A 25,985-nucleotide genomic window follows, 5' to 3' on the forward strand; every position below is an offset into this window, starting at 1 on the left:
GTCTGTACAGTTTATTTATAAAACTCAACACTTCCAACATTTAAAATATTTTATTGTTATATTATAATTATATAAAATTGTTATTTATATATGAATATGCTATTAAAGGGGAAACTATTCATGCTTACATTAGATCGATTATTAAATGTAACAATTTATTTAGGGGTATTTTTACTTTTCATTTCGTTCATTACTTTTGTTATTAAGAGAGGGCCTGATTTATTATTTTTTCAATTTGGAATTTCTTTGTTTTTTGGAGCTCAAATTATAATTGGAATGAAATTTTTTCATAATTATGGTTTCTCCTTTCACTCAAAACTAGAACTACTTATCTTTATTTTCTATGTAATTGGATTTATTACATGTATACTACTGTTCTTTAACTTTCAAAATCCGTATCGAATTTTTTTATTAATTTGTAGTTTTTTATTTTTAACTGGATCCAATTATTACTTTAAAGAAACATTAAATTTTAGTAAAAAAACTCCAAAGCAACATAAAACTTTTTTAAGTACACAAGAAGACTCTTTTCCAAAAGAAGTCCGTAAATTTTCAGAGGATTACAATAACATAATAAGGAATGATTTTTATGAAATACCGATGATTCCTACTGAATTACAGATTACAAGCAAAAAACATTCTTCCCATAGTACATCTTTCTTAGTTGAACTTTATAATAGCGAGAATGAAATTACTGATGACTCTGTACAATTAACTCCATCAGACCGTTTTTATATACTGTTAAATACACAAAAAACAAAAATATCAAAAATAGTATATGAAGGGCAAAATTTTTTCACATTAACAGTCACACTAAAGGCTCTTAATTTACAGCAAGAACCAGAAATTCATAATATGTTTTTAGAAATAGATAAACGTAGAGCGATGAATCTTCTTAATTTTGAAATTAAAGCCCATACTAAAGAATGGAAAGTAACATTTAAAAGTGATAATTCTTCTTCCAATCTTCCTATCACATTTAATTTTGAAAAACGAACAGACAAATTATAAAAATAAAAAGAGTTATTTTCTTTGAAAAATAACTCTTTTTATTTTACTTACTCCAAATCTTTCTCCCAGTTTGGGCATCAATATAACGAATTTCCCGACTACAATCAAAAGGTTCTTTATGTTTTTCATCTGTCGTTTGTTTGTACAGTAGTTTGTATTTCGTTTCCTCTGCATCATGATCCACAAACCATTCTAATTTAACTCGGATAGCCTCTCTGTATATTTCTAACGCTTTTTCTTTTGTTACTTTTGGTGTTGTTTCATATGTAAGTAATTCTTTTATAAAGTTGCCAGACTCTCCAGAGTAGTGCATCACAGCACCATTTTCTGCATTGATGTTGATCATAATATATTTCCGCTCTACATGAATGTCATTTACATAGATTGAAAAGGAAAACCTCTCTATCCCCTCTTCCTCCTCATAATTATCCCAAAGTTGAACATACTTTGTCGCATCTGGGATAATATGCTCTAAAAATTGAAGTGCCTTGCTTAAACATTGCTCTCTTGATAAGATTGTTTTCCTTTTTTTCTCATCCTTCCACATAAAAAAAGAAAGCAATTGATTTGTTTCTTTATCTAGAGTAATTACAACGAATTCATCATGTTTCAACATCGGAAAATGTTTTTTATAAAACTCATCCATTGAATATGAATCCTTCTCTTCTATTTCTTTTTGTAATTCTTCTTTTAATACAAATTTTATCCGGACTTCATCCTCATCTACTGTTTCATCTATTTTGACAAACTTCCCCTTGTCCCAATCAAATAAATCAAACACATCTTTTTTTTGACTACTCTTTAGCGGTTTATCAACAAGTACTGTAGAAGGTAATTTATAGTGTTCTAGCCCATATAAATCTTTACCTGTACTTGCATCAATAAACGCATGACTAGGCTCTGGTTCATATACAAGATGGTACCCTTTTACTTCTTCCCCGTTTTCATACTCACATGAAGAGTATGTTAAATCTACAAATACAAGTCTCATATCTTGTCTAGCTTTCAAATTTTCTAAAACGATATTCTCCCCAACAATTTCACTTGGCCATAACGGTTTTTTCTCTATGGCTTTTTGTCCATTGTAATGAAAATGCACAACATTACCTGAAGGGTGCACTCGCACAACACACCCAGTATTCGGCAATGGATAGCTATTCACTTCTTGCATATAATTTACTTCTTTCCAACCGCGCCTGTCGTCCTTAACCGTTACATATGTATAGAATTCATATTCTTCTTTTGTATATTTTTTTAAGAATGTATTTGCAACCTCTCTTGCTTTATTCTCCTCTATCGCTCCCTTATCACTCGAAAAAGAATTTCCATCATCTATCCTAAATTCGATTAATTTACCAGTATGTCTATTTAATGTAATTTGTATCTGTTTCTCTTCATCATCTTTATGTCCCCACCATAATAGATGATACGGGTCATCAATCCCTTCTTGATCATCTACAACAAGCCTATATTCATCTGGAATTTCAATAATATGAGCTACGTGCTCTTTTCTTTCTTTATCTTTTTGATTCACCATACCCTCTCCTTTGTTACAATTTAAGGTAATTATAACAAAGAAAACCAAAACTTATTAACAAAAAAAGACTAGAGATATCTCTAGTCTTCTACTTCGTCTCACGATGTAACGTTACTCGCTTTAATCGTGGACAATATTTTTTTAGTTCGATGCGTTCTGGATTGTTTCGTTTATTTTTTTTAGAAATATAATTACGATCACCGCACTCCGTACAAGCTAATGTAATATTTACACGCATAGGTAATTCTCCTTTCTTTCAAAGATCGCAAACTAAAACGTAATGATTACGATTTATATATTATAAAACTTCATTCTATTTGTCAATTGCAAAAACAAGAAGATTCCATTTAGAATCCCCTTGTTTTTATAGTTAAATAAATTTTATTAAAACGATTCGTATGTAACAAACTCACTAATTGGCTTTCGATATCCTCTTGGACGAACTTTAGTCGTATCACTTTTCCCTATCGTAATCATTAAAACAGGTATTACATGCTCTGGCATATTTAATTCACTTTGTACTGCTTTTTCATCGAAACCAATCATTGGACATGTATCATAGCCATAATATTTAGCTGCGTACATAAAAGTCATCGCGCTTAACGAAGCATTTCTAATCGCTTCATCCTCCATGAAACGCTCTCCTTTTCCTTCATATAAACCTTTCGTTTGCCTAATTGTATCTTCATATTCGCATTCATCAATCATTTTTAAAACTTTCATACCGAAGTAAATATTTTCAACATTTTGGTATGCTCTTTTATCACCACAAACGAGCACTACCGCTGATGCACTCGATACTTTATATTGACCGAACGCTAATTCTTTTAATCTTTCTTTTCGCTCTTGATCACGAATTACAACATAATGTGTGTGCTGCAAATTATAGCAAGATGGAGAAAGCTTAGTTAACTCAAATATTTTTTTAAAATCCTCATCAGGGATTTCTATACCTTGTATAAATTTCATTGCAGAACGTCTAGCAATTGCTAATTCTTCAAAGTTCACCATATATCCTCCTTAATAACTATAAATTTAAATATACATTAATTTATACAAATAGATAAATCAAATGAAAACACTTTAAATCCGAATAATAATTATGATTAACAGTAAAAAAGACAAAAAGCTGAAACAATTAGTTCATACGAAATTCACACGAATCTATTACTATAGAAATTGTACATAGTGAACTTATTAACAATCACGTTTATTTATATAGAATCTTACTCGAAAGGAGTTGAAAGTATGAAAACTAAATATCGCTTTATGATCTCATCATTTGCCGCTTGTGCTTATATGATTTGGTATTTAGTATAATAACAACCTCACTTGTAAATAGGAAAAGGTGTGTATATAAATGGAATATAATCAATCAACAGTTAACTACTGGAAAGCTTTTGTATTACCATATACATTTGCTTTAGAAGAGTTAAAAACTAAATTTGAAATTATGAACCGGGAAGCTCAATTTTTAGAGGATTACAACCCGTTTGAACATATAAAAACAAGACTAAAACAACCTGAAAGTATTATTAAAAAGCTTGAACGTAAAAATTTATTACCGACAGTTGAAAATGCCCAAACGCATTTACAAGATATTATTGGTATTCGTATTACATGTTGCTTCGTAGAAGATATTTATCATTTAAAAGAAGTCATTCAAAAGCGTGAAGATATGGAAATCATAGAGGTAAAAGATTATATCGCTAATCCAAAGGGAAACGGTTATAAAAGTTTACACATGATTATTAAATATCCTTTATCACTGAATTCTGGTACAAAAGATGTATTTGCAGAAATTCAGTTACGTACACTGGCAATGGACTTTTGGGCAAGTTTAGAACACAAACTTTATTATAAATATGAAGGGAAAATACCGGAGTATTTAAAAGATGAACTACATGATGCAGCAATGAAAGCTGAAGATCTTGATAATAAAATGGCCACAATTCGTCAAGATATTGATGATATTGAGGCATGCTCAAATCAAATTATGCTACCACTATAAAAAAGGTTCTCGCCAATGAGAACCTTTTTTGTACCATTTTTTAGAAGTGCGACTCCCACACTTATTAAAGTTTCACGTTATTTTTTCTCTATCGTGCGAACCTCTTCAATCTTCCATTTCTCATCTTCTTTTCCAAGAGCGTACTGTACTTTCTTTTGAAGAGTGACACTATCGTCTACTTCCTTTTCTTTCGTTTCAACAATAACATACCCTACTTTACTAGCTTTCATATCTATATGTTCCAATTCAATCTTCTTATTTCCCTTTTGAAATGCGGCTTCTTTTTGTGTTTTTAAGTCTTCAGCACTAGGCATCTTCTTTGAAAATAACTCCATATGTTCTGCAAGATTTTTTTCATTCGTCGTTCGCACAAATGTAGTAATAACATCTTGAATAGATTTCTCTTCTTCTTTTGTTATTTGTACCTTTTCCTCAGTTTTTTTAGTAGTAAATTTTTGTTCTACGTTATTCTCTTCTTGTTGACATCCAACTAGTAATACTACAAATACTAGAAGGAATCTTAATTTCCTAAATATTTTTTCCATATTCCCAACTCCTAAAAAGAAAAGTGAGGCATTTCGCCTCACTTTCGCTCTTAATTAACGTCTTCCTTTATTCGGATCGCCACCGCCAACAATATCAAAGACACGTTTCGCTATATTTGTATTCTCTTGAACGCCTGAGAATAAGTATTTACCTGGACCAAATGCATACACGTTCACATCTTCCCCTGTATGTCCACCAGTTGTCCAGCCTGTAACCGAGCGCTTATTGAAAATATCTTCAATTGCATTATCAATCTTTGTTACATCTTTTGACGGAGCTATATCATTTACAGCTTGAATTTCTTCTGGAGTTAATTGTAAATCAATATACTTTTTCAATGTTTCTTCTACATTTGCACCTTTTGCAATCTCATTTGCCATAAAGTCTGGTGTGCGTTTTGCAGCTTTAATTGGATCTACTTTAAAGTTATACTCGCCATTGGCCCCTAAAGATAATCCACCTGTAGCGTGGTCTGCCGTTGCAACAACTAACGTATTTTTATCTTTTTTCGCAAACTCAATCGCTGCTTTGAAAGCTTTTTCGAAGTCTTCCATTTCACTCATTGCACCAACGATATCATTATCATGTCCAGCCCAGTCGATTTGACTTCCTTCCACCATTAAGAAGAAACCATTTTTATTTTTGTTCAAACGCTCAATTGCTGCATTAGTCATTTCTTCTAATGAAGGTGTTTTATCATTACGGTCAATCATTTTATCTAATCCACCTGGTGCAAATAAACCAAGAATTTGATCATTTTTATCATTTAACAATTGATCTCGATCCGTTACATAGCTATAACCAGATTTCTTAAACTCTTCTGTAAGATTACGATCTTTTCTAACAAAGTTCTTTACGCCGCCGCCAAGCATAACATCTACTTTATGCTTCCCTTTAATTTTCTCATCAAAATAATCATTTGCAATTGCGTCCATATTTTTACGGCTAATGTCATGCGCACCGAAAGCAGCTGGTGTTGCATGTGTAATTTCAGAAGTTGCAACAAGTCCCGTTGATTTCCCTTTTTCTTTCGCTTGCTCAAGAACCGTTTTCACTTCCGCTTTATCATTATCAACTGCAATTGCAGCATTATATGTTTTAATCCCTGCTGACATAGCTGTTGCTGCTGATGCAGAGTCTGTAATATTTTCATGCTCATCTTCTGGGTATGTTTTTTGTGTTCCTACAAGATGCTTATCAAATTCTGTAGATTCCATTTCAAAGGTTTTTGGATTATCTTTCATATAACGGTGAGCCGTCATATATGAAGGGCCCATACCATCCCCAATTAATACGATAACATTTTTAATCTTTGCATTGCTTCCGTTCTCATCTGCATTAACCTCACTAGAACGAGTAAAATTCCATGTTGCTACCGAAGTAACTGCTAATGATGCCACAACTGCAAATGGCCATGCTTTTTTCACAAACTTTTTCACTGTCTTGTCCCCCTAATTAGGTTATTCATTTCCCACTATCAAATTTAATGGAAGACTATTAAGAGAAAATTAGCTGTATGTAAATTTTTTGTTAACTTATGTAAATATCAGTTATAATTTGTATAACTTTGTCTCTTCGTATCAGCCATCCTGCCCTTTACAATTTAAATATAAACAGGTTGGATTTCATTTAACGTAAATCTCTTTTTTTTACATTTTGACTCTATTTTTATGAAATTAAATAGAAATGCGGTGAGCCTTTATGAAAATAGTAAAGCTAAATGAGTCTTTTATTTTTGAATTACTTAATCTTTGCAAATCTGTTGGATGGTTACACGATGAAATTTTTATGAAAAAGCAATTCGAAATGTATCTTTCTATCGGCACACTTGTAGGTTATATTCATGAAAACAAACTCATTGCGACTGGAGGAGTATTTCCTTTTACAAGTAACTTCACTTCCATTGGTATGTTAATCGTTCACCCTAATTTTCAAGGACGAGGAATAGGGCGCATGTTGCTAAATCATTGCTTGGAACAAATTCATCCAAAACAACCAATTGCACTTATTGCGACAAAAGCTGGCGAACCTCTATACACATCATGTGGATTTCAAACAGCAACAACAATTCATCGTTTTGAAAAGCAAACTACTAAGACGTATCCTTCTCACTTAAAACAAGTACGAGAAGAAGACCTTATATCTCTTACTTCTCTTGATCAAATTGCAACTGGTGTGGATCGTTCTCTACTTTACTCTTTGCTATTACCAAGGGCCATACACGCTTTTAAAATTGAAAGAAATAACCGTATAGAAGCTTTTTCATTATGCATACAAAAGGGCAATATATTATGTATCCATCCACTTATCGCCAAGCAAGAAGAAGATGCTATTCAATTATTAAAAAAGATATGTGAATGTTGGAATGGTATAGTACGAATTGATGTCCCACACTCACAATTTATATTTCGTAAATTTCTTCAAACAGAAAATTTCCAAGAAACGCTCCTTTCACCTCTTATGATAAAAAATGGTAGCCAACTTCCTGGAAATCGTAATATGCTATTTGCTATGATAGATACAGCGTTATGTTAGAAAGGAGACACCTAATTGAAGCGATTTAGCTATTTTATGGTAGGTTGTCTTACTCTTACACTATTAGTAGGATGTAGTGCAGCAGAAAAGCCAGTAGAACAAGTAAAGCAAGTGAAAAATACAATTACAGCTAAACTAGCTACCGAGGAAAAAATGGTAGAAATAGATGGTCAAACCATTTACTTTAAAAAGATTGGTAATGAAAAACCACCTTTACTTATGATTCATGGCTTTGGAGGGTCATCAGATGGTTTTCAAAAGATTTACTCCGATTTAGCAAAAGATCATACAATTATTTCTGTAGATGCTTTAGGATTCGGGCGCTCATCTAAGCCAATGGATTTTTATTATTCTTTTCCAACTCATGCAAATTTGTATTATAAATTAATGAAAAAACTAGGGTATGATTCATTCGCAATACTGGGGCATTCCATGGGGGGAGAAATTTCTCTAAATTTAACGTATTTATATCCTGAAGCAGTTACTCACCTTATTTTAACTGATGCTACAGGTGGTCCTCATACATTCGTTACTAAACAAGGCTCACCAAAACCACAATTGCCGACTGATTTAAATGCCGTTTCTTCTATTACTGATTATGATGAGAGCAAAGTGAAATTCAAACGTAACGATGAAGAGCATTATAACAAAATGAAACTATGGCCTAGACGTCTTAAAATTAATGCGAATGAAATGAAACAGCCGACTTTAATTATATGGGGCAGAAATGATAGTAGCGTTTCTTGGAAAGAAGGAGAAACGTATCATCAATTCTTAAAAAATAGCACTTTACATATTATTGAAAAAGGTTATCATGCACCATTTCGCCAAGAACCACAAGAATTTGTCGGGTATGTACAAGACTTCTTTAAGAACAATCCGATCAAAGTTGAAAAATAACATAAACGGGTATCTCATTTTGAGATACCCGTTTTCATATATTAAGCAGCTTGCTTTTGGCGTTTTTGAGTTTTTGATCCTAATACTTTCGGGATAACAAAGCCATCCATTCCAAATTTCCCAGCGTTCATACCGGCAACAAGAACAAACATAGATAAGATAACCATCTCAGGGTTCACACCAATTGACCCACTAAACATATAGGAAAAGTTCATTACAAGACCAAAAAAGACCGCTGTTTTTGTTAAACAGCCTACAATTAAACCAATTCCGACTAAAATTTCTCCCCATGTTACAAGCGTATTAAACAAATCTACATTTGGAATTGCAAATTCTTGTAAGAATGATGCCCACCAAGATTGAACAGCCGGTTGTGCACCTTTAGATTTTTCAATTGCGCCTTGCAAATAACCTGTTGCATCGAATCCTTTTCCTTGTAGTTTACCGATTCCAGCCATTAACCATGTGTAACCAAGATATACTCGAATTACTGCTAATACAAAAGAAACTGCTTTGTTTTCTCTTAAAAATTGAATAACCATATCTTCCTCCTAAAGTTGTAATTAAGTTAGTTACAGTTAATATAATAACATTAGTTACTTATTTTTCAAACGTTAATTATGAATAATTCATGACATGTGTATGAAACATTAAAAACTAACGTTTATATAGTAACTTTTATTACCTGTAAAAACTTGAACATATCATACCACAGGTGATAATCATTTTCATTAAAAAAAATGTAAAAAAATTGTGAGTTAAATGTGAAACACGTTTATTCGAATATAGAATAAACGTGTTTCATACTAATTATAGAATCGAAATGTATGTGTCTCCTCATCAATTAAACTCGCTTCTTCTAACGTTTTCCCATGGTTAATAACCCCATAAAATAAGCGTATAGTAAACATAAGTGCTGCATTTCCATCTACATAATCAATCGATCCAATATATGATTTTGCACCACTATGTAAAAAAGATTTTGCAAGTTTTTGCTCCCCTAATGTGCACCCGCTATTTACAATATGTGTATTATGCAATTTTGCATATTTATAAATTTCTGCTTTACCAAAATACCCTCTCGGTTCATCTTGTTCATATACTTCTTCGCCTAACTCTTCCATGACAAACTTCCCTTCTTCACCATGAAAGCAAAAAATAATATAATTAATATCGTTAAATAAGTTCTTTCCAGAAAGAACTTCCACAAAATCTTTCGGTCTACCAATCCAATATGTCACAACCCTTGCACCAAAATACTCAAGAGATGCTCGTATTGATTGCGCCTCTAAATCCGAATTAAAACCAACTACTAATGCAATATTCAACAAACAACCTCCATCCTATAATCAGCCCTTATCAATCAGACTTTTATGGGATAAATCCATTTCATATATACCTGTTTCTTTCAAAAAATCTGATCTAGTTAAAACGACTTTCTGTAAATATTGCCTATATGCTGTAATTGTTCCATCGTGAGATACAATGCAAATTCTTTCCGCACCCAGTTCATAACACCAAAGAAGAAATTCATCTGCTATTTGCTGAAAACTATTCTCTGAAATAGTGTTTATACCTTCCTTCCATAACTGATTATTTGAGCTTTTCTCTATCGAAAAATGCGGAAATAACTTTGTTATCATTCCCTGATCTACTATATAATCGCACGGTAATGTTTTCGCTCCTTCTCGATAAGGAAAAATACGCGGAGATACATATGGATGGACTATTTTTTGACAAGCTACTTTCGCACTCCATATTGTCGCCGTTTGTAAAGTTCTAAGTGTAGGACTAACAATTAATATATCCGCTTCTTGTAATGATACATCACGTTGAAGTAATTTAGCTTGAGCCTTTCCTACTCTCGTCAATGGTGGGTCAAACACTTGTAAACTTTCTGGTAAATCCGTTGTATGTTTACCTTCACCATGCCGAACAAAAACGATTTTCATATTCAGTCTCCTCTTACTATAAAATCCTCACACATATTTCTTCCCTATTGCATTCTTTATTCCTGCTGTATAAAAACCGATATGTAAAAAAGGTTTGACACGAAAGTTTGTAAAATATTACAATATTACATGTAAAATACTTTTTACACCGAAAGGAGAATTACATATATGAAATGGATAATTGTCTTTATTGGAATGATTGTATGGGGATATATAAACGGCTTCTTTAGTAGTGATAAAACTGCTAATCCTTGGATTACAGATGATGAACGTGAAACAAAAATTAAACAAAAAGCAATTACGGCAAGCTGGTCCGGTGTTTTTATGTTTTGTACCATTAGCCTCTTAAATAAATGGTTAGGTTTAAGCACAAATGATAACTCACCGTACTTACCAGACCCTATCGCAGCTATTTTAAAGGCAAATGTAGAGTTACAAGTTTTACTCATGCTATTTGTTATGTATGGAATATTTTACTTACATTATCGAAGAAAATTAAGTGCCTAACTTCTAACTCATGATTATCCTCCTAAATGGTTATAGTAATCATGACAAAATGAAAGGAGAGATATAAACATGAGTAACTCGAATGAATTTTTAGATACACTACATGAAAAACAAGCAAAAGATGAACGAAATAGAAAGCGCCAAGGGAACGGAAACCCAGCGAAAAAAAAGCCAAATAAAACACATAAATAACAGTAAAAAACTGCCTAAAACAATCTTTTAGGCAGTTTTTTATTCTTCTTTCACCGAGATAACATTTTCCCAATTCCATTTCTCATAATGCCACTCTGGTACATCTACATTTTCAATCCACTTCTTTTCATGTTTTCCATCACTATGAGCTATCCATATATCAGCTTTCTTACGATCTGAACGTATCCATATTAATTGATTGCTCTTCTTCATGAAAATTGGATGATAATCGCCTTGCTTATTAGATGACTTTGTAATTTGATATTGTTTATCGCTTGTGCTATTTATCTCATATAAAGATGGGAATGGCCTTTTTTCTGGCAGAGTTTCAAACCCTCCCTCTTTTGCTCGTGAAACGATAATTACATTATTGTTCTTCCATGTAAAATCCCAATCCACATATCCTTTCGGCGTAAATGTTTGCTGCTGGAGTACTGGCAGTTCTTTTATTTTTAAATGTTTATTCTCTAATGCAACTCTCCCGCTTCCTTCAATATAAGCCAATATGTTTTTTGATGGCGCCCATTTGAACCATTCTGTATTTAATAGCATTTGATCTACTATTTCAAACCGACTACCATCTGCTCGAACTAAGCAAAGCGTATTACTATCAGCTGACCATGAAGCTGTCGGTACCGCTAAAAATGAAATCCACTTTTGATCTGGTGACCACTTAAAGCCACTTGCTACTAGCGCTAGAAAATCATCATGTTCATTTGGCAATGCATACAAATGCTTCATTTTGTGAGGATTCATATGTGCATCTTTTTGCACTTCATATAGCTGAGCCCCTGTCCATCCTGTTGGAAGTAAGTGCGCTTCAGAGGATACAAGAAAGTTCTTTCCATCAGGATACCATGCATAATCACCCACACCAGCCGATACATTTTCAAAATCTGCATTCTTTTTTTCTACATCAAATGTATTCAATGTACCTGTAAATATAAATGCAATTATATTTTCTGTTGGTGACCATTGATAATTCGATGCTTCTGAGTGAAACGGCGTAACTTTCTTTCCATCTTTCAGCCGATATAACTCAAGAATATTTTGTTTCTCCCCTTTTACATATGCCAGCCATTCTCCATCATGTGACCACTTTGGCCCTGTTATGTTCTCTCCTTTTGTAAGTTGTTTTTCTTTCCCATCAACTTTAATCCAAAGGTTATGATGACGAATAAAAGCAACTTTCACACTATTATTTTCTGCGCTAGTAATAGCGATAGAACATAAAAACATAAACAACACTACACTACCACTTACTATTAGCCTTTTCATACCATCACTCCATTTCCCTCATAGCATTCCTCACTTTCTTCCTACAATATGTGAAAAATATCGATTCGACATAATCAGAAAAAATTCCCCAAGAAATTTTCAATTCATAGAGGATTGGTATGAATTATGTCGAAAGTATAGTTTAGCCAACATTTATATTTATAAGTTCTAACTAAAATGTAAGATTACATTTCTGAATATTGGCACTTTTATTAGGGGGAGTATCAATGAAAAAAACTACATCTACACTATTAAGCATGGCGCTTGTCTTTTCTAGTTTTGGAGCTTTAAGCGCTCATGCTGAATCACTACAAAAGGAGAAGCAATTTAGTCCACAATTAAAAACAACGATTGAACAGTGGGGAGAACATAAAATTGCTCAAAATGTTGAAACGAAAACAACAAAAGAAATATCAGTAATTGTAGAATTGCAACATGCACCTCTCGCTGCTCAAAGTAATATTCAGCATGCTCCAGATTTACAAAATAGTAATGCGCAGTCTTATCATGCTGAGCTAAAAAAAGCACAAGAAGATACGACTAAGAAAATAAAAGAAAAAGCACCTGGTGCAAAAATTAAAGAAGTGTATAATACGTTATTTTCCGGATTCTCTATTTCAGTTCCTGGAGATCAAATTACCTCTCTTGCCTCTTTACCTGAAGTAAAAGCAGTCTATCCGAACTTAACATATAAATTGCATGAAACATCAAAAAGTACTACTAACGAAGAAGCACCAAATATCGGTGGACCGACAATTGGTGCACCTGAAGCGTGGAATTTAAAAGATCCATCTGGCAAACCGCTTGATGGAAAAGGCATGAAAGTAGCCATTATCGACTCTGGCGTAGACTATACACACCCTGACTTAAAGGCAAATTATATCGGTGGATATGACACGGTTGATGAAGATAGCGATCCAATGGATGGTAACGTACATGGTACTCATGTAGCTGGAATTATTGCGGGTAATGGAAAAATTAAAGGCGTTGCTCCAAACGCTTCTATTCTAGCCTATCGTGTAATGAATGACGGTGGAACTGGTACAACAGATGATATTATCCAAGGGATTGAGCGAGCGATTCAAGATGGTGCGGATGTGTTAAACCTCTCCCTTGGGCAGGATTTAAATGTACCTGATCAGCCTGTAACATTAACGTTAGAACGAGCAGCGAAACTTGGTGTTACTACTGTCGTTTCAAATGGAAATGACGGACCAAAACCTTGGTCTGTTGATGCTCCCGGTAACGCAAGTAGTGTCATTTCTGTTGGAGCATCTACGGTTTCTATCCCGTTTCCAACATTCCAAGTAGCTGGTTCCAGCAAAACATATCAAGGGTTACCGTTATCAAAATCCGATTTTCCAATAGGAAATGATTCCCCTCTTGTATACGTTGGCTATGGCAATCCAAGTGATTATGCAAAACAAGATGTGAAAGGGAAATTCGCACTTATTTTACAAGGTACTTCTAGTACATTAGTAAAAGCAGAACAAGCGAAGCAAGCTGGGGCACTTGGTGTGTTATTAATCTCTAGCGAAAAAGAAATTAATATGATGCCGGAATATTTTTCACGTGAACATCTAGCTGTCCCAGTAATGCAATTATCAAATACAAATGGGGAAGAATTAAAAACTTTAATTACAAAACGAAAGAAAAATATAAAAATTGGACAACCAAAGCAAACAGAACTTATCGGTAACTTTAGTTCAAGAGGACCATCACAAGGAAGTTGGCTAATAAAGCCTGATGTTGTTGCACCTGGAGTACAAATTACTAGTACAGTACCGCGAGGCGGCTATGAATCGCATAACGGAACAAGTATGGCTGCTCCGCAAGTAGCTGGAGCGGTTGCCCTCTTGCGTCAAATGCATCCTGATTGGACGACAGAACAATTGAAAGCGGCTCTTGCTAACAATGCAAAAACATTACATGATGTCAATGAAAATACATACCCTGTTATGGCACAAGGATCAGGTTTAATTAACATTCCGAAAGCAGCTCAAACAAATGTATTAGTAAAACCTAACAATGTCAGCTTTGGTCTTATTAAGCCAAATAGCGGAAAAGTAAAACTGACGCAAAATGTTACATTACAAAACCTTTCTAGTAAAAAGAAAAGTTTTGTAACTCGTGTGGAGTTACTAGATGCAAACACAAACACAAAATTAAAAGCTTCTGTCCCTTCATCGATTAGCATTCAACCGAATAGTAGTACCGAAAAACCATTTACTATCACTGTAGATAGCTCACTACCACAAGGTGTGTATACTGGAAATGTATATGTAAAAGAACAAGGGGCAAAAGAAGAAATTCGAATTCCATTCACATTTAGTATCGATCCTAAAGATTATAAACGTATCGATGGACTTGAAATTATTAATTCTACTTTTAGCCCAAATGGCGACCACGTACTAGATGATAATCTCATCAACTACTATTTAGTTGCGCCTGTGGATGATGTAACATTGCATGCAAATTTAGTTACGAAAGAACGTGTAACGTATCAAGGGATTATCCATCAAGCTAAAAATGCAACTCCTGGATACAAACCTTTCAAATGGAATGGTACAAAAACCGATGGAACTCCTTTAGCTGACGGGCTATATCAAATCGAAGCAGTTGCTTCTAATTCTGGCGGAGAAACAAAACAAACAGCTGCTGTATTTCTTGATCGAACTGCACCTAAGTTAACATACAAAGTTGACCAAGAAAATCTCGTAATTAGAGGAAAAGTTGATGATATTCTACTAGATTGGATGTCAGAATCTGGTTGGATAGCACCTGGTATTCCAGTGAGAATGCAATATGAAATTAACGGAAATGGTGTATGGGACCAGGCATTCCTGAACCCTTGGGAGAAAAGCTATGACATTTATTTCGATCGTACTCAATTACAAGAAGGAAAAAATACTATTCACATTGTAGCAACTGATGCAGCTGGCAATACCTCTAATTTAACTGTTAATTTAGAAGTGAAATAAAGTGAAACTTCAATCAGTAGAGATTTCGTTCATCCCCACTGATTATTACCCTTCACCAATCGGGAGTTACGGGCAGTTAATCTCCCATCTCACTTCTTTGCTCCAACCGAATTTTGAGGTAGGAATTTTACTGCTCATTAACACGGGATAAAAATTTTTGTTGACAATTTTTTTAATATAGTTTTATAATACAAAACATAGTTTAGTTGAACGAATTATATATCGGCTTTGAAGGAATACTAGTAGCGACTTATATCACTGTCTCAGAGAACTGATGGTTGGTGCGAATCAGTACATATACAAGCGTGAATTACAATTCTGGAGCTTCTTTCCCGTAATGCTTTTTATGCATGAAGAGAAAGACGGATCTTTCCGTTATCGTAAAGTGAGTGGTAAACAATTAGTTGTTTACAAATAGGGTGGTACCGCGATTTTTATCGTCCCTATCGGATTTTCCGATAGGGACTTTTTTGCGTCCATCCTCTTACACAATTTCATATATACGCGTTGAAAGAATCGCAGTAGTATCTTATATCCCTGTTACAGAGAGCTAATGGTCGGTGGAAATTAGCACATATATAAGTATGAATTACAATTCTGGAGCTTCTTTTTCGTAGTGCTTTTATGCATGAAGGAAAAGACGGAATTTTTCCGTTATCATTAATTGAGATGTAAGTATATTTTCACTTACAAATAGGGTGGTACCGCGATTCTTTCGCCCCTATCGGATTTTCCGATAGGGGCTTTTTCTATTTCTCACAGAAACAGATGTTAAATAATTCCGAATCTTATGATAAAATTTTATAAGCGCTTACAAATAATGAAGGGAGGTGATACAAGCTATACGAAATCGATATTCAATTTTATAGAAAAAAAGGAGGATGTCTAAATGACAAAGAAAACAGAAATTCCATCGCATTTAAAACCATTCGTATCCACACAACATTATGATCAATACACACCGGTGAATCACGCTGTGTGGCGTTACATTATGAGACAAAATCATAGCTTCTTAAAAGACGTTGCTCATCCAGCCTATGTGAACGGACTACAATCATCTGGTATTAATATAGATGCAATTCCAAAAGTAGAAGAAATGAATGAGTGTTTGGCACCAAGTGGCTGGGGCGCTGTAACGATTGACGGACTTATTCCCGGCGTAGCATTCTTCGATTTTCAAGGACACGGATTACTACCGATCGCAACAGATATTCGGAAAGTAGAAAATATCGAGTACACACCAGCTCCAGATATCGTACACGAAGCCGCAGGACACGCACCGATTTTACTTGATCCTACATATGCAAAATATGTGAAACGTTTTGGGCAAATTGGTGCAAAAGCTTTCTCTACAAAAGAAGAACATGATGCATTTGAAGCTGTTCGTACATTAACGATAGTGAAAGAAAGCCCTACTTCTACTCCTGATGAAGTTAAGGCTGCTGAAAATGCTGTAATTGAAAAACAAAACTTAGTTTCTGGTTTATCAGAAGCTGAACAAATTTCACGTCTTTTCTGGTGGACAGTAGAATATGGATTGATCGGAAATATAGATGATCCAAAGATATATGGTGCTGGTCTCCTTTCTTCTGTTGGCGAAAGCAAACATTGCTTAACAGACGCTGTAGAAAAGGTTCCATTTTCTATCGAAGCATGTATAGGGACAACTTATGACGTAACAAAAATGCAACCACAACTATTTGTTTGTGAATCCTTTGAAGAATTAACAGATGCGCTTGAAACATTTTCTAAAACAATGGCCTTTAAAACAGGTGGAAAAGAAGGTTTAGAAAAAGCAATTCGCTCTGAGAACTATGCAACAGCTGAGCTAAATAGTGGATTACAAATTACAGGTACATTTAGCGAGACAATTGAAAACGATGCAGGTGAATTAATTTACATGCGAACAAATTCGCCAACGGCATTAGCGCTTCATAATAAACAGTTAGCAAATCATTCTACTTCTGTACACAGTGACGGATTTGGAACACCGATTGGATTACTCACTGAAAATATTGCATTAGAAAATTGTACAGACGAACAACTACAATCATTAGGAATTACAATTGGAACTATCGCTGAGTTTACTTTTGCAAGTGGTATTCATGTAAAAGGAACAGTAACAGATATTGTAAAAAACGATAAGAAAATTGCTCTTATTTCCTTTATCGATTGCACAGTTACTTATAACGCCCGCGTTTTATTTGATGCTTCATGGGGCGCATTTGATATGGCTGTTGGCTCACAAATCACTTCAGTATTCCCAGGTGCCGCAGATGCCGCAGCATTTTTCCCAATGGATGAAGAAGTTCACGAAATTCCTGCTCCACTTGTACTGAATGAACTTGAACGTATGTATCAAACAGTTCGAGATATTCGAAGTGAGGGGATTTTACACGACGCGCATATCGATCAATTAGTAGCAATTCAAGAAGTATTAAATAAATTTTATGCGAAAGAATGGTTGCTGCGCCTTGAAGTATTAGAGTTACTTTTAGAGCATAACAAAGGGCATGAAACATCGGCAGCATTACTACATCAACTTTCTACTTTCACAACTGACGAAGCTGTAACACGCCTTATTAACAATGGTCTTGCGTTACTTCCAGTAAAGGATGTGAAAAATGATGCTAAGATTAACTGAAGAAGAAGTTCACGAAGAATTATTGAAGGTAGATAAATGGATGGTAAAAGATGAGAAATGGATTGAACGAAAATATATGTTTTCCGACTACTTAAAAGGAGTCGAATTTGTCTCTGAAGCCGCCAAACTATCAGAAGAACATAATCACCATCCATTTATCCTTATCCAGTATAAAGCAGTTATTATTACTTTGTCATCTTGGAATGCAAAAGGTTTAACGAAACTAGATTTTGAGCTTGCAAAACAATTTGATGAACTATTTTTACAAAACGAAAAAGCAATTATAAGAAAATAAAAGGAGAAGCCTTTTTAGGCTTCTCCTTTTATTTTGAAATGGATACAATGTCCAAATGGATCCTCGACTTGTAATATTCCATCTTTGTACGTAGCAATCTTGCCAATATTTTTTAAGCTTTCACATACTTGCTCTTTTTGTTTTTCATTCGCTAGTACAACTGTGAAATATTTCAAACCAACAGAACCTGGCATTTGCGGTGGTACCCCTTCACCTTGCCATGTATTTAAACCGATATGGTGATGATAACCACCTGCAGATACGAACAATGCTCCATTACGAGATGGAATCGTTACTTCAAAACCAAGACCATCAACATAGAAACGTTTCGCTTCCTCTAAATCAGCTACATGAAAATGAATATGCCCCATCACAGTACCAGCTGGAAAGCCATTCCATGTACTTCCTTGCTGTAATAATTCTTCACCAGCTAACGGGTTACTAACAAATGGGAGTTCTCCATTCTCATCACGCCAAACTTCTTTTTGTCGATCATGATAAATTTCAATCCCGTTTCCATCTGGATCAGCTAAATAAAGAGCTTCACTAAAGTAATGATCGGCTCCGCCATGTAGTGGATATACCATCTCTACAAGATGACGAAGAACATTCGCTAAATCCTGTCTACTTGGTAATAAAATTGCATAATGATATAACCCTGTTCTTCCTCTTTGCTTCGGAAAAGCTTCTTTCTTTTCTTCAATGATAAGAAGTGGTTCATCATTTTCATTCCCAAATGTAACGACTGCTTCTTCTTCTCTTAGCACCTTCATACTTAGTACTTCCGTATAAAACTCTAGTGATTTCTTTACATTAGATACGTATAAATGAACAACATCAAGTGTTGTATCGGGATGAAGTTGAAAACTCATCTTGTTAGCCCCCCCATTTAAATTAGTTCTTTTTTGACATTTTTTCTTTTAAGAAATTATCTACAAAACCATCAGCTTTTGCAACAAATAAGTATGCACCCATTGCTAATAATGCAAGTTCTAATTCGAAACCAGGATTTTTTCCATCTCCCAATAAACCAGCTGACCATTTCACTTTTACGATTGCTCCAACCATAACAAGTGCAAATAATAATCCAATATATCTTACACCTAAACCTAGAATTAATAATAGACCTCCAACTAATTCAAACGTTGCTACACCGTATGCAAGTCCTCCTGGTAAACCAATACTTGTAAACCATCCTGCAATATTGTCAATTCCTGATTGGAATTTTGTTAAACCGTGCATGAAGAATGTTACCCCTAACACGATACGAATAATTAAGTTACCAATATGTTGATTCATTTCATTCTCTCCTTTATAGTTTTCTTATACAAAACTTTTATTCACATTACAAAACATACACTAATTTTTTTTATTCGTCAATTCATTTTCACTGGGAAAAAATATATTTTTTTTGCTATGATACAAATAGTTGTTTACAAAAAGGAGCTTGATTTTATGAATATTGGTTCTGCAATACGTGAAATTCGTCAACGTAGAGGCATAACAATTGCACAAATTTGCGAGGGAACAGGTCTTTCTAAAGGATTTATGAGTCAGGTTGAAAATAATAAAACATCACCATCTATCTCAACTTTAGAAACGATCTCCAATTTTTTAAACGTTCCCCTTCCCTATTTATTGTTAGAGCAAAAAGATCGATTAAAAATTGTCAAAAAAGAAGAACGGAAATACAGTGTATACGGCAAAGATGAGCAAAGAATTGAACATGTTGCGGAGCAAGGGGGCCTTCGCCTATCTTTAGTAGAAATCCCAACTGGATTCCCGAAAGAAAACTCACCAAATGCCCATGAAGGGGAAGAATGTCACCTTGTATTACGCGGAAAACTAGAAGTTCAGCACGGTGAAGATATTGCAATTGTAGAAGAAGGTGATTCTTTCTCATGGAATGCATGCGTTCCTCATATTGTTCGTAATATAGGAGAAGAAACTGCATTATTACTCATCTCTAGTTATGCGGAAAATCGAAAACGTGTTTATTAAATAATAAAAAAAAGAAGCCTGTTAAACAGGCTTCTTTTTTATCCCCTTATAATTCCATAACTTGTCCCAACTAGTACAGTCTTTTCATGCTGATTGCGATAAACTGACTCGATTGAAACTTTTTTATAGCCTTCCATTTGCTCAACATTTGTTAAAGTTAGTTCACAAGTGATCGTATCTCCTGTGAAAACTGGTCTAATAAACTCACTTACTAATTCTCTTGCTATGTAATGTAACTCTTCTCCCACTTTCGTCCCAATGCTAGCAGTCAATAAACCATGAACCATTAATCTTCCATTTTCATCGTATTCCACATGGTGTCTACCTTTATCACCGGTAATATTTGCAAATTCAAAAACTTCTTCCTCAGTAAATCTTCTTTCATATTTAAATACATCCCCAGCTTTTACACTCATTTTTATCCCCCTAATAATAAACAGAATTTTCTTTTATTTTATCATAAAACGAGCCTCAATCCATTCTCTATTATCAAAAGTCTCAAAATTACCTCGCTATACTTTTTTACTTTCCATTCATTTATCGGTGACCATCTCTTTTCGCGACTTGGTATCCATAATACGCACATGTTCCATTTCTCGATAGCTCTCTAACTTCAAACCCACAACTTCTATAAAAATCAAAATTGTTCGCTGATGTATGCGCAAACCAATCACCGTGGGGAAGTTTTTGCAGGCAAAGAGCTACAAGCTTCTTACCTAATCCCTTCCCTCTATATTCACACTTCACAACTAAATTTACTATGTTCGCAATCATAATTCCATCAGAAATGACTCTAACCATCGCAACCATCTCTTCCTCATCCCAAATTGTGAAAGCCCATGTTGAATTTTCGAATGCTATCGTAAATTTTTCAATTTGCCAAGAAGGGATATTATCATTACTCCAACCAGCATCTTCAAACAAAGCTTTAATTGCATATGCTGGTACGCTACTCGTTCCCTCACGAATAATAAGTCCATTATGATAAATGTACATGTAACCCCTCCCTTTATTTTCATATACCATTCTTCAAAAAATGCAATTTACCTTTAAAAAAGTAATTTTTTCATCCAACACGCTTAATAGAATAAACTAGAACATCGATTCCATGAAATGACGTTGTTTTCTCATAGCTGAGCCCGGTTTTTCTAGCAACAAATATTGAGGCGGGATGATTCGGATTAATAAGAGAAATTAATTTATTCATTCGTAATGCTTGGAAACCATAGTCACGAAATGCTGCCGCCGCTTCTTTTGCATACCCTTTTCCCCAATACTGAGGAAGTAACCAATAACCAATTTCAATTTCCTCTTTTCCATCTATCTTCTGCTTTACCAGCCCTGCATGACCAATTCTTGTTCCCGTTTCCTTTTCAATCAATACAAATAAACCGAGACCGTTTTTATAGCTAGGAATCACCCATTCCTCCAGACTTTTTTTACACTGCATATATGTTTTTAACGTCCCATTTCCAATATAACGCATTACCTTCTCGTTCCCCCACAGTGAAGCGTAGAACTGTAAATCATCCATTGTATATTTGCGAATTTGTAAACGTTCTGTATGAAACATGCTGGCACTCCTTTCCACTAATTTTTTCTTCATTTCACGATCACGTTTTGTGTGTATACGAAATGTTACTATTCATTATAAAGTGAAACTTTAATCAGTGGGAAATTTTGTTCATCCCCACTGATTATTAGCCTTCACCAACCAGGCGTTTACGGGCAGTGTATCTCCCGTCTAACTTCTTTGCTTTAGCCGAATTTTTAGGCGGGAGTCTTACTGCCTGGAAAATAGCGGGATAAATGAACCAACAATAAAATACAGAATATTCATTCTTAATAACTAAAAAAAGCAGTAGACAAATATTGTCCACTGCATCCATATCATAACTAGCATAAAGAAAACTACAATTGAGGGGGGTGTAGGATTTTCAAATATACTAGATACTTATCCCGTTCTAACGGGCGGTAAACTTTCCAATTGTTTCAAGTGAAAAGTTTACCGCACATAAGAACTTCCTTCGTTCATTAAGATAGTATTGCTAAATAATCATATACACGCTTAGATTTCTCTCCACCCATTCGTGCATGTTGAAGAAGAGAAATACCATGAGGGCCAGATGCACGCAATGCTTCTGGTTGAGCTACTAAAATAGCTTGTACAACTTCTAATTCACCAAGCATAGCTGCTGCAAAAATATCCATCCGAGCACCCTTTTCTAGTAAATAAAGAGCAATATCTTTACGACCTACATGTGCCGATGCGCCTAACGCACTTTCCCAATCTGATCCACCCCAATTATAAGAGGCGTGAAGTAAGCTTGGCGATTCAGCTAATAGCTCTTGTACTTTCTCTAAATCCCCGTGAGCTGCCATAACAAATTCTCTTACTAATTCAGTGGTAATACGCTCTTCTGTTTGCATCGCTCTTCTCCCCTTCTAGAAATTCGTTTCGGTGTAAAAAACGGTTTGTCATTTCCTTGAAAAATATCTACATCTATGCCAAATACATGTTGAAACATTTCATGGCATAGTACTTCTTCTGGTATACCATCATACTGAATCTTTCCTCGCTTTAATACGAGTAAACGATCGCTATATTGAGCAGCTTGGTTAATGTCATGTAAAACCATTATAATTGTCATTCCAAACTCCTCATTTAATCGTTTCACAAGTTCCATTACTTCCAACTGGTGAACGATATCTAAAAAGGTTGTTGGTTCATCCAATAATAAGACATTTGTACGTTGCGCTAGCGTCATCGCAATCCAAGCACGTTGCCGTTCCCCTCCTGATAAAGAATGTAAAAGACGATATTCATACCCTTCAAGATTTGTAACAGACAATGCCCAATCAACAATTTCTTCATCTTCTTTATTTAAGCGGCTACTCCATGATTTATGTGGACCTCTTCCGAACTCAATTAGTTCTTTCACTGTCAAATCTAATTGATGATCATGCATTTGTGGTAACATCGCTAATTGCTTCGCTACATCAGCACTCTTCATTATATGAATATTTTTCCCATCTAAAATGATGTCCCCTTCGCTTTGTTTCAGTAGCCTTGCTATTAAACGAAGCAAAGTAGATTTTCCCGATCCATTCGGACCAATTAAACTAACGATTTCTCCAGCCTTAATATGTACATTCATATTTTGCATTTGAAATCTTTCAGAGTGTGCATAAAACACTTTGTTAACGGAAATCACGTTGTTTTCCTCCTCTATGAATTAAATATAAGAAGAAAGGACCACCTAAGAAGGACAGTAAAATACCAACAGGCAATTCGATTGGGTCAAACCAACTTCGAGCTATTGCATCTGCAAAAACAAGTAATACCCCGCCGCCAAGGCATGATAAAGGTAGCAAATATCTATAATCATTTCCAACTAATAAACGTAGCATATGTGGTACGACAAGACCGACAAATCCAATAAGACCAGACACACTTACCGCAATTCCAGCTAATAATGTACTTACTACGATTAAATAAAACCGACTTTTTTCCACATTATGTCCTAATAGTTTTGCCATTTCATCTCCAAGCATTAACACTCGAATATGCTTAATACCAAAGAAAGCTAATATAATGGCGAATATTGCATAATAAATAATCATGTTTAAATGTGCCCAACTTACACCACCAATGCCGCCCGCTAGCCACGGTAACACGGATTGTACTTTGTCACTATGTAATAACATTAAAGCTGACGTTGCTGCACCAATTAATGCATTGATTGACACTCCTACTAAGACGATTCTTGAAGGTGGTGCCCCTTTTTGCCATGATAAAGCATAAATAACCATCGCTGTTATGAAAGCTCCTAAAAACGCCCCTAGTGGTAAAAAAGCTAGATGCTGTGGGAATAAAATCATGATGACAATTGCTACAAGGCCTGCTCCAGATGAAACCCCGATAATACCAGGATCTGCAAGAGGGTTTCTCATAACCCCTTGCAGCAGTGTACCAGATGCAGCTAAACATGTTCCTACTATAAACCCAACGAGAACTCTCGGTATGCGAAGATCCCATACAATTCGATGAACTGTCGAATCTTCATCTTGTATACCTGTTAGAATGTCTCGTACAGAAAAAGATAAACTTCCTGCGAAAAGTCCGTAAAAGAGGCCTAGAATTGTTAATACAACTAAAGTAACTGCTATTATCCATCTTTTTTTCGCAAAAGGATGTTCCTTTTCTCTTACTACTTCACTACTTTCCATACGTATCATTTCCTTACATCTTGTATACTTTTATACATAAAGTCCATTGCTTCTGTAACTTTTGTCCCAGGATTAGATCCAAATAAATCAGGTGGCAAAATAACTACGCGGTTTTGTTTTACTGCATCTAAATTTTTCCACGCTTCATTTTTCATCATTTCGCCTTCGAATGCTTTTTTCACACTTTTTGGATCTCCGTGTGTAATTAAATAAATGACATCTGGATTCGCCTCAATAATACGTTCTACACTTAGCTGTGCATATTGCGGATATTCTTTCGTTTCTGGAAAATCAGAAGCAATATTTTTCCCGCCTGTTTTTTCTAAAACATTACCTGATAAAGATGTTGGTAATGCCGCTAAATAAGTACCTGGTGCGCCATACACTAGCAATGCTTTCACATCGCTCTTTTTCTCATATTTCTTCATTTGATCATTGATTTTTTGATTAAGTTCTTTTGCTTTATCTTCTTTCTTCATTACCATTCCATATAATTCAATATTCTTTTGAATATCTTGTACAGAATTCGCAGAAGAAATGATTACTTTCGTTCCCTGTCCTTCAACCGTTGGCACATTCTTTTGGAATCCATTGTTAGCAACAAGTACATCGGGCTTTAAACTAGCAATTTGCTCAAAGTTCGGTTGATGTGCATTCCCGATTACTTTTGCTTTCTTTAACTCCTCTGGAAGAGTTAATTTCGTATCCGGACGACCTACTACTTTTCCACCTAAAGCATGAATAATATCCATGTCTCCCATACTTAATGTTGCAAAACTTTCTGGTACTTTATCGAATGTTACCTTTCTCCCTGACAGGTCGGTAATTTCAATTTTTTCTTTTCCTTTTTCTATTTTGGTTGCAGACGCTTTTTCGTCCCCTTTGGCACTGCAACCTATTAACAAGAAAAAAATAGATAAAATCGCTGTAAATAGCGTAATAGATTTTTTCATTCCTTCACCTCTAATTGATAATGATAATCATTAACTACTATTCTACTTTAATTGATAAGGATTATCATTGTCAACATGAAACGCATACATTTTTCTACAAAAAACAAAAAGCGCGACAAAAAGATTCTTTCTTTTCGCCGCGCTCTAGTTAACAATATTATTCACATTCATTTTCCTCTAACTGGTCACGCATCACTTTCACACGCTGAAAGAAAAAGAACGATAAACTTAAAAATATAACGATGCTCCCCATCATAACAAAAAATTGGATTGTCTCTTTTGCTCCATCCGGAATCAACAAGCCACCCATTAACAATGTACTTACAGCGAGAAGAATTTGTCCAAACCTAGTATAATCTTCTATTTTCCCTTGTAATTCTTTCATTATATTCTCACTCCTCCATTTCACTTT

29 protein-coding genes and 2 other annotated features are annotated in these 25,985 nt (G+C 34.8%); of the genes, 10 read left to right on the top strand and 19 right to left on the bottom strand.

What is annotated here, in order from left to right; genetic code table 11:
• Positions 1–90: 90 nt before the first annotated feature.
• Complete coding sequence (locus ACUXVC_RS21865; protein WP_003271732.1) at positions 91–1,011, top strand: hypothetical protein; 921 nt, start codon at positions 91–93, stop codon at positions 1,009–1,011.
• A gap of 43 nt (positions 1,012–1,054) precedes the next feature.
• On the opposite strand, the gene ACUXVC_RS21870 is transcribed toward ACUXVC_RS21865, so the two are convergent.
• From ACUXVC_RS21870 to ACUXVC_RS21880, 3 genes are all read right to left on the bottom strand, one after another.
• A complete protein-coding gene (locus ACUXVC_RS21870; protein ID WP_144465077.1) occupies positions 1,055–2,548 on the bottom strand; it encodes a YcdB/YcdC domain-containing protein in 1,494 nt (497 codons plus the stop codon).
• Between the two features lie 88 nt (positions 2,549–2,636).
• The gene (gene rpmG, locus ACUXVC_RS21875) at positions 2,637–2,786 is read right to left on the bottom strand and encodes a 50S ribosomal protein L33 (protein WP_001265617.1); all 150 of its coding nucleotides are present in this window, start codon (positions 2,784–2,786) and stop codon (positions 2,637–2,639) included.
• A gap of 146 nt (positions 2,787–2,932) precedes the next feature.
• Positions 2,933–3,559 (bottom strand): nitroreductase family protein, encoded by a 627-nt coding sequence (locus tag ACUXVC_RS21880; protein WP_000245980.1) that lies wholly within the window; start codon positions 3,557–3,559, stop codon positions 2,933–2,935.
• Between the two features lie 349 nt (positions 3,560–3,908).
• Here ACUXVC_RS21880 and ACUXVC_RS21885 point away from each other — a divergent pair, with 349 nt between their 5' ends.
• Positions 3,909–4,559, top strand: coding sequence for a GTP pyrophosphokinase (locus ACUXVC_RS21885; protein ID WP_000456213.1), 651 nt, complete (start codon positions 3,909–3,911; stop codon positions 4,557–4,559).
• Positions 4,560–4,636: 77 nt separating this feature from the next.
• Here ACUXVC_RS21885 and ACUXVC_RS21890 read toward each other — a convergent pair whose 3' ends face one another.
• Both ACUXVC_RS21890 and ACUXVC_RS21895 read right to left on the bottom strand, forming a co-directional pair.
• Positions 4,637–5,104, bottom strand: a complete 468-nt coding sequence (locus ACUXVC_RS21890) for a hypothetical protein (protein WP_053563631.1) — start codon at positions 5,102–5,104, stop codon at positions 4,637–4,639.
• Between the two features lie 54 nt (positions 5,105–5,158).
• Positions 5,159–6,544, bottom strand: coding sequence for an alkaline phosphatase (locus tag ACUXVC_RS21895; RefSeq protein ID WP_000714908.1), 1,386 nt, complete (start codon positions 6,542–6,544; stop codon positions 5,159–5,161).
• A gap of 262 nt (positions 6,545–6,806) precedes the next feature.
• On the opposite strand from ACUXVC_RS21895, the gene ACUXVC_RS21900 reads away from it, so the two are divergent.
• Both ACUXVC_RS21900 and ACUXVC_RS21905 read left to right on the top strand, forming a co-directional pair.
• Positions 6,807–7,640 carry a GNAT family N-acetyltransferase gene (locus ACUXVC_RS21900; protein ID WP_340782667.1) on the top strand — a complete coding sequence of 278 codons (834 nt, stop codon included), beginning with the start codon at positions 6,807–6,809 and terminating at the stop codon, positions 7,638–7,640.
• A gap of 15 nt (positions 7,641–7,655) precedes the next feature.
• Entirely contained in the window at positions 7,656–8,540 is an 885-nt protein-coding gene (locus ACUXVC_RS21905) for an alpha/beta fold hydrolase (protein WP_000819813.1), read from the top strand.
• A 41-nt stretch (positions 8,541–8,581) separates the two neighbouring features.
• On the opposite strand, the gene ACUXVC_RS21910 is transcribed toward ACUXVC_RS21905, so the two are convergent.
• From ACUXVC_RS21910 to ACUXVC_RS21920, 3 genes are all read right to left on the bottom strand, one after another.
• Positions 8,582–9,082, bottom strand: coding sequence for a DoxX family protein (locus ACUXVC_RS21910; protein ID WP_000236608.1), 501 nt, complete (start codon positions 9,080–9,082; stop codon positions 8,582–8,584).
• A gap of 264 nt (positions 9,083–9,346) precedes the next feature.
• Positions 9,347–9,871: a delta-aminolevulinic acid dehydratase gene (locus ACUXVC_RS21915; protein ID WP_340782661.1), complete on the bottom strand. Its 525-nt coding sequence runs from the start codon at positions 9,869–9,871 to the stop codon at positions 9,347–9,349.
• 18 nt (positions 9,872–9,889) lie between these two features.
• Positions 9,890–10,492, bottom strand: a complete 603-nt coding sequence (locus tag ACUXVC_RS21920; RefSeq protein ID WP_340782659.1) for a histidine phosphatase family protein — start codon at positions 10,490–10,492, stop codon at positions 9,890–9,892.
• A 168-nt stretch (positions 10,493–10,660) separates the two neighbouring features.
• Here ACUXVC_RS21920 and ACUXVC_RS21925 point away from each other — a divergent pair, with 168 nt between their 5' ends.
• Positions 10,661–10,999 (top strand): hypothetical protein, encoded by a 339-nt coding sequence (locus ACUXVC_RS21925; protein ID WP_000871151.1) that lies wholly within the window; start codon positions 10,661–10,663, stop codon positions 10,997–10,999.
• Positions 11,000–11,068: 69 nt separating this feature from the next.
• Positions 11,069–11,191, top strand: coding sequence for a DUF4023 domain-containing protein (locus tag ACUXVC_RS21930; protein ID WP_016512308.1), 123 nt, complete (start codon positions 11,069–11,071; stop codon positions 11,189–11,191).
• Positions 11,192–11,230: 39 nt separating this feature from the next.
• Here the strand turns inward: ACUXVC_RS21930 and ACUXVC_RS21935 are convergent, their stop codons facing one another.
• A complete protein-coding gene (locus tag ACUXVC_RS21935) occupies positions 11,231–12,469 on the bottom strand; it encodes a TolB family protein (RefSeq protein ID WP_075718785.1) in 1,239 nt (412 codons plus the stop codon).
• Between the two features lie 227 nt (positions 12,470–12,696).
• On the opposite strand from ACUXVC_RS21935, the gene ACUXVC_RS21940 reads away from it, so the two are divergent.
• The 3 genes from ACUXVC_RS21940 (at position 12,697) to ACUXVC_RS21950 (ending at position 18,389) form a co-directional block, all read left to right on the top strand.
• Positions 12,697–15,450, top strand: a complete 2,754-nt coding sequence (locus ACUXVC_RS21940; protein ID WP_340782654.1) for a S8 family serine peptidase — start codon at positions 12,697–12,699, stop codon at positions 15,448–15,450.
• Between the two features lie 219 nt (positions 15,451–15,669).
• Positions 15,670–15,898: a binding site (T-box leader), on the top strand.
• Positions 15,899–15,948: 50 nt separating this feature from the next.
• Positions 15,949–16,176: a binding site (T-box leader), on the top strand.
• A 163-nt stretch (positions 16,177–16,339) separates the two neighbouring features.
• A complete protein-coding gene (locus ACUXVC_RS21945) occupies positions 16,340–18,094 on the top strand; it encodes an aromatic amino acid hydroxylase (RefSeq protein WP_000163188.1) in 1,755 nt (584 codons plus the stop codon).
• Complete coding sequence (locus ACUXVC_RS21950; protein ID WP_000979537.1) at positions 18,075–18,389, top strand: 4a-hydroxytetrahydrobiopterin dehydratase; 315 nt, start codon at positions 18,075–18,077, stop codon at positions 18,387–18,389. Before ACUXVC_RS21945 ends, ACUXVC_RS21950 begins: the two co-directional genes overlap by 20 nt.
• A gap of 14 nt (positions 18,390–18,403) precedes the next feature.
• On the opposite strand, the gene ACUXVC_RS21955 is transcribed toward ACUXVC_RS21950, so the two are convergent.
• A complete protein-coding gene (locus tag ACUXVC_RS21955) occupies positions 18,404–19,261 on the bottom strand; it encodes a VOC family protein (protein ID WP_000009849.1) in 858 nt (285 codons plus the stop codon).
• 22 nt (positions 19,262–19,283) lie between these two features.
• On the bottom strand, positions 19,284–19,688 hold the full coding sequence (locus ACUXVC_RS21960) for a DoxX family protein (RefSeq protein WP_001071553.1): 405 nt from the start codon (positions 19,686–19,688) through the stop codon (positions 19,284–19,286).
• Positions 19,689–19,844: 156 nt separating this feature from the next.
• Here ACUXVC_RS21960 and ACUXVC_RS21965 point away from each other — a divergent pair, with 156 nt between their 5' ends.
• Complete coding sequence (locus ACUXVC_RS21965) at positions 19,845–20,390, top strand: helix-turn-helix domain-containing protein (RefSeq protein WP_001020693.1); 546 nt, start codon at positions 19,845–19,847, stop codon at positions 20,388–20,390.
• Between the two features lie 38 nt (positions 20,391–20,428).
• On the opposite strand, the gene ACUXVC_RS21970 is transcribed toward ACUXVC_RS21965, so the two are convergent.
• From ACUXVC_RS21970 to ACUXVC_RS22005, 8 genes are all read right to left on the bottom strand, one after another.
• Positions 20,429–20,806 carry a MaoC/PaaZ C-terminal domain-containing protein gene (locus tag ACUXVC_RS21970; protein WP_000111564.1) on the bottom strand — a complete coding sequence of 126 codons (378 nt, stop codon included), beginning with the start codon at positions 20,804–20,806 and terminating at the stop codon, positions 20,429–20,431.
• Positions 20,807–20,927: 121 nt separating this feature from the next.
• Positions 20,928–21,386: a GNAT family N-acetyltransferase gene (locus ACUXVC_RS21975; protein WP_000276127.1), complete on the bottom strand. Its 459-nt coding sequence runs from the start codon at positions 21,384–21,386 to the stop codon at positions 20,928–20,930.
• A gap of 70 nt (positions 21,387–21,456) precedes the next feature.
• Entirely contained in the window at positions 21,457–21,996 is a 540-nt protein-coding gene (locus ACUXVC_RS21980) for a GNAT family N-acetyltransferase (protein ID WP_002024815.1), read from the bottom strand.
• A 428-nt stretch (positions 21,997–22,424) separates the two neighbouring features.
• On the bottom strand, positions 22,425–22,820 hold the full coding sequence (locus ACUXVC_RS21985; protein WP_016080225.1) for an ankyrin repeat domain-containing protein: 396 nt from the start codon (positions 22,818–22,820) through the stop codon (positions 22,425–22,427).
• On the bottom strand, positions 22,787–23,605 hold the full coding sequence (locus ACUXVC_RS21990; protein ID WP_071729617.1) for an ABC transporter ATP-binding protein: 819 nt from the start codon (positions 23,603–23,605) through the stop codon (positions 22,787–22,789). The genes ACUXVC_RS21985 and ACUXVC_RS21990 overlap by 34 nt, the downstream gene beginning before the upstream one ends.
• The gene (locus ACUXVC_RS21995; RefSeq protein WP_141240980.1) at positions 23,592–24,620 is read right to left on the bottom strand and encodes a FecCD family ABC transporter permease; all 1,029 of its coding nucleotides are present in this window, start codon (positions 24,618–24,620) and stop codon (positions 23,592–23,594) included. Before ACUXVC_RS21995 ends, ACUXVC_RS21990 begins: the two co-directional genes overlap by 14 nt.
• Before the next feature lie 5 nt (positions 24,621–24,625).
• Complete coding sequence (locus tag ACUXVC_RS22000; protein ID WP_095690187.1) at positions 24,626–25,573, bottom strand: ABC transporter substrate-binding protein; 948 nt, start codon at positions 25,571–25,573, stop codon at positions 24,626–24,628.
• Positions 25,574–25,730: 157 nt separating this feature from the next.
• Positions 25,731–25,958, bottom strand: coding sequence for a YrhC family protein (locus tag ACUXVC_RS22005; RefSeq protein ID WP_098126827.1), 228 nt, complete (start codon positions 25,956–25,958; stop codon positions 25,731–25,733).
• Between the last annotated feature and the right edge of the window lie 27 nt (positions 25,959–25,985).

The sequence above is a fragment of the Bacillus sp. N6 genome (genome assembly GCF_052805735.1).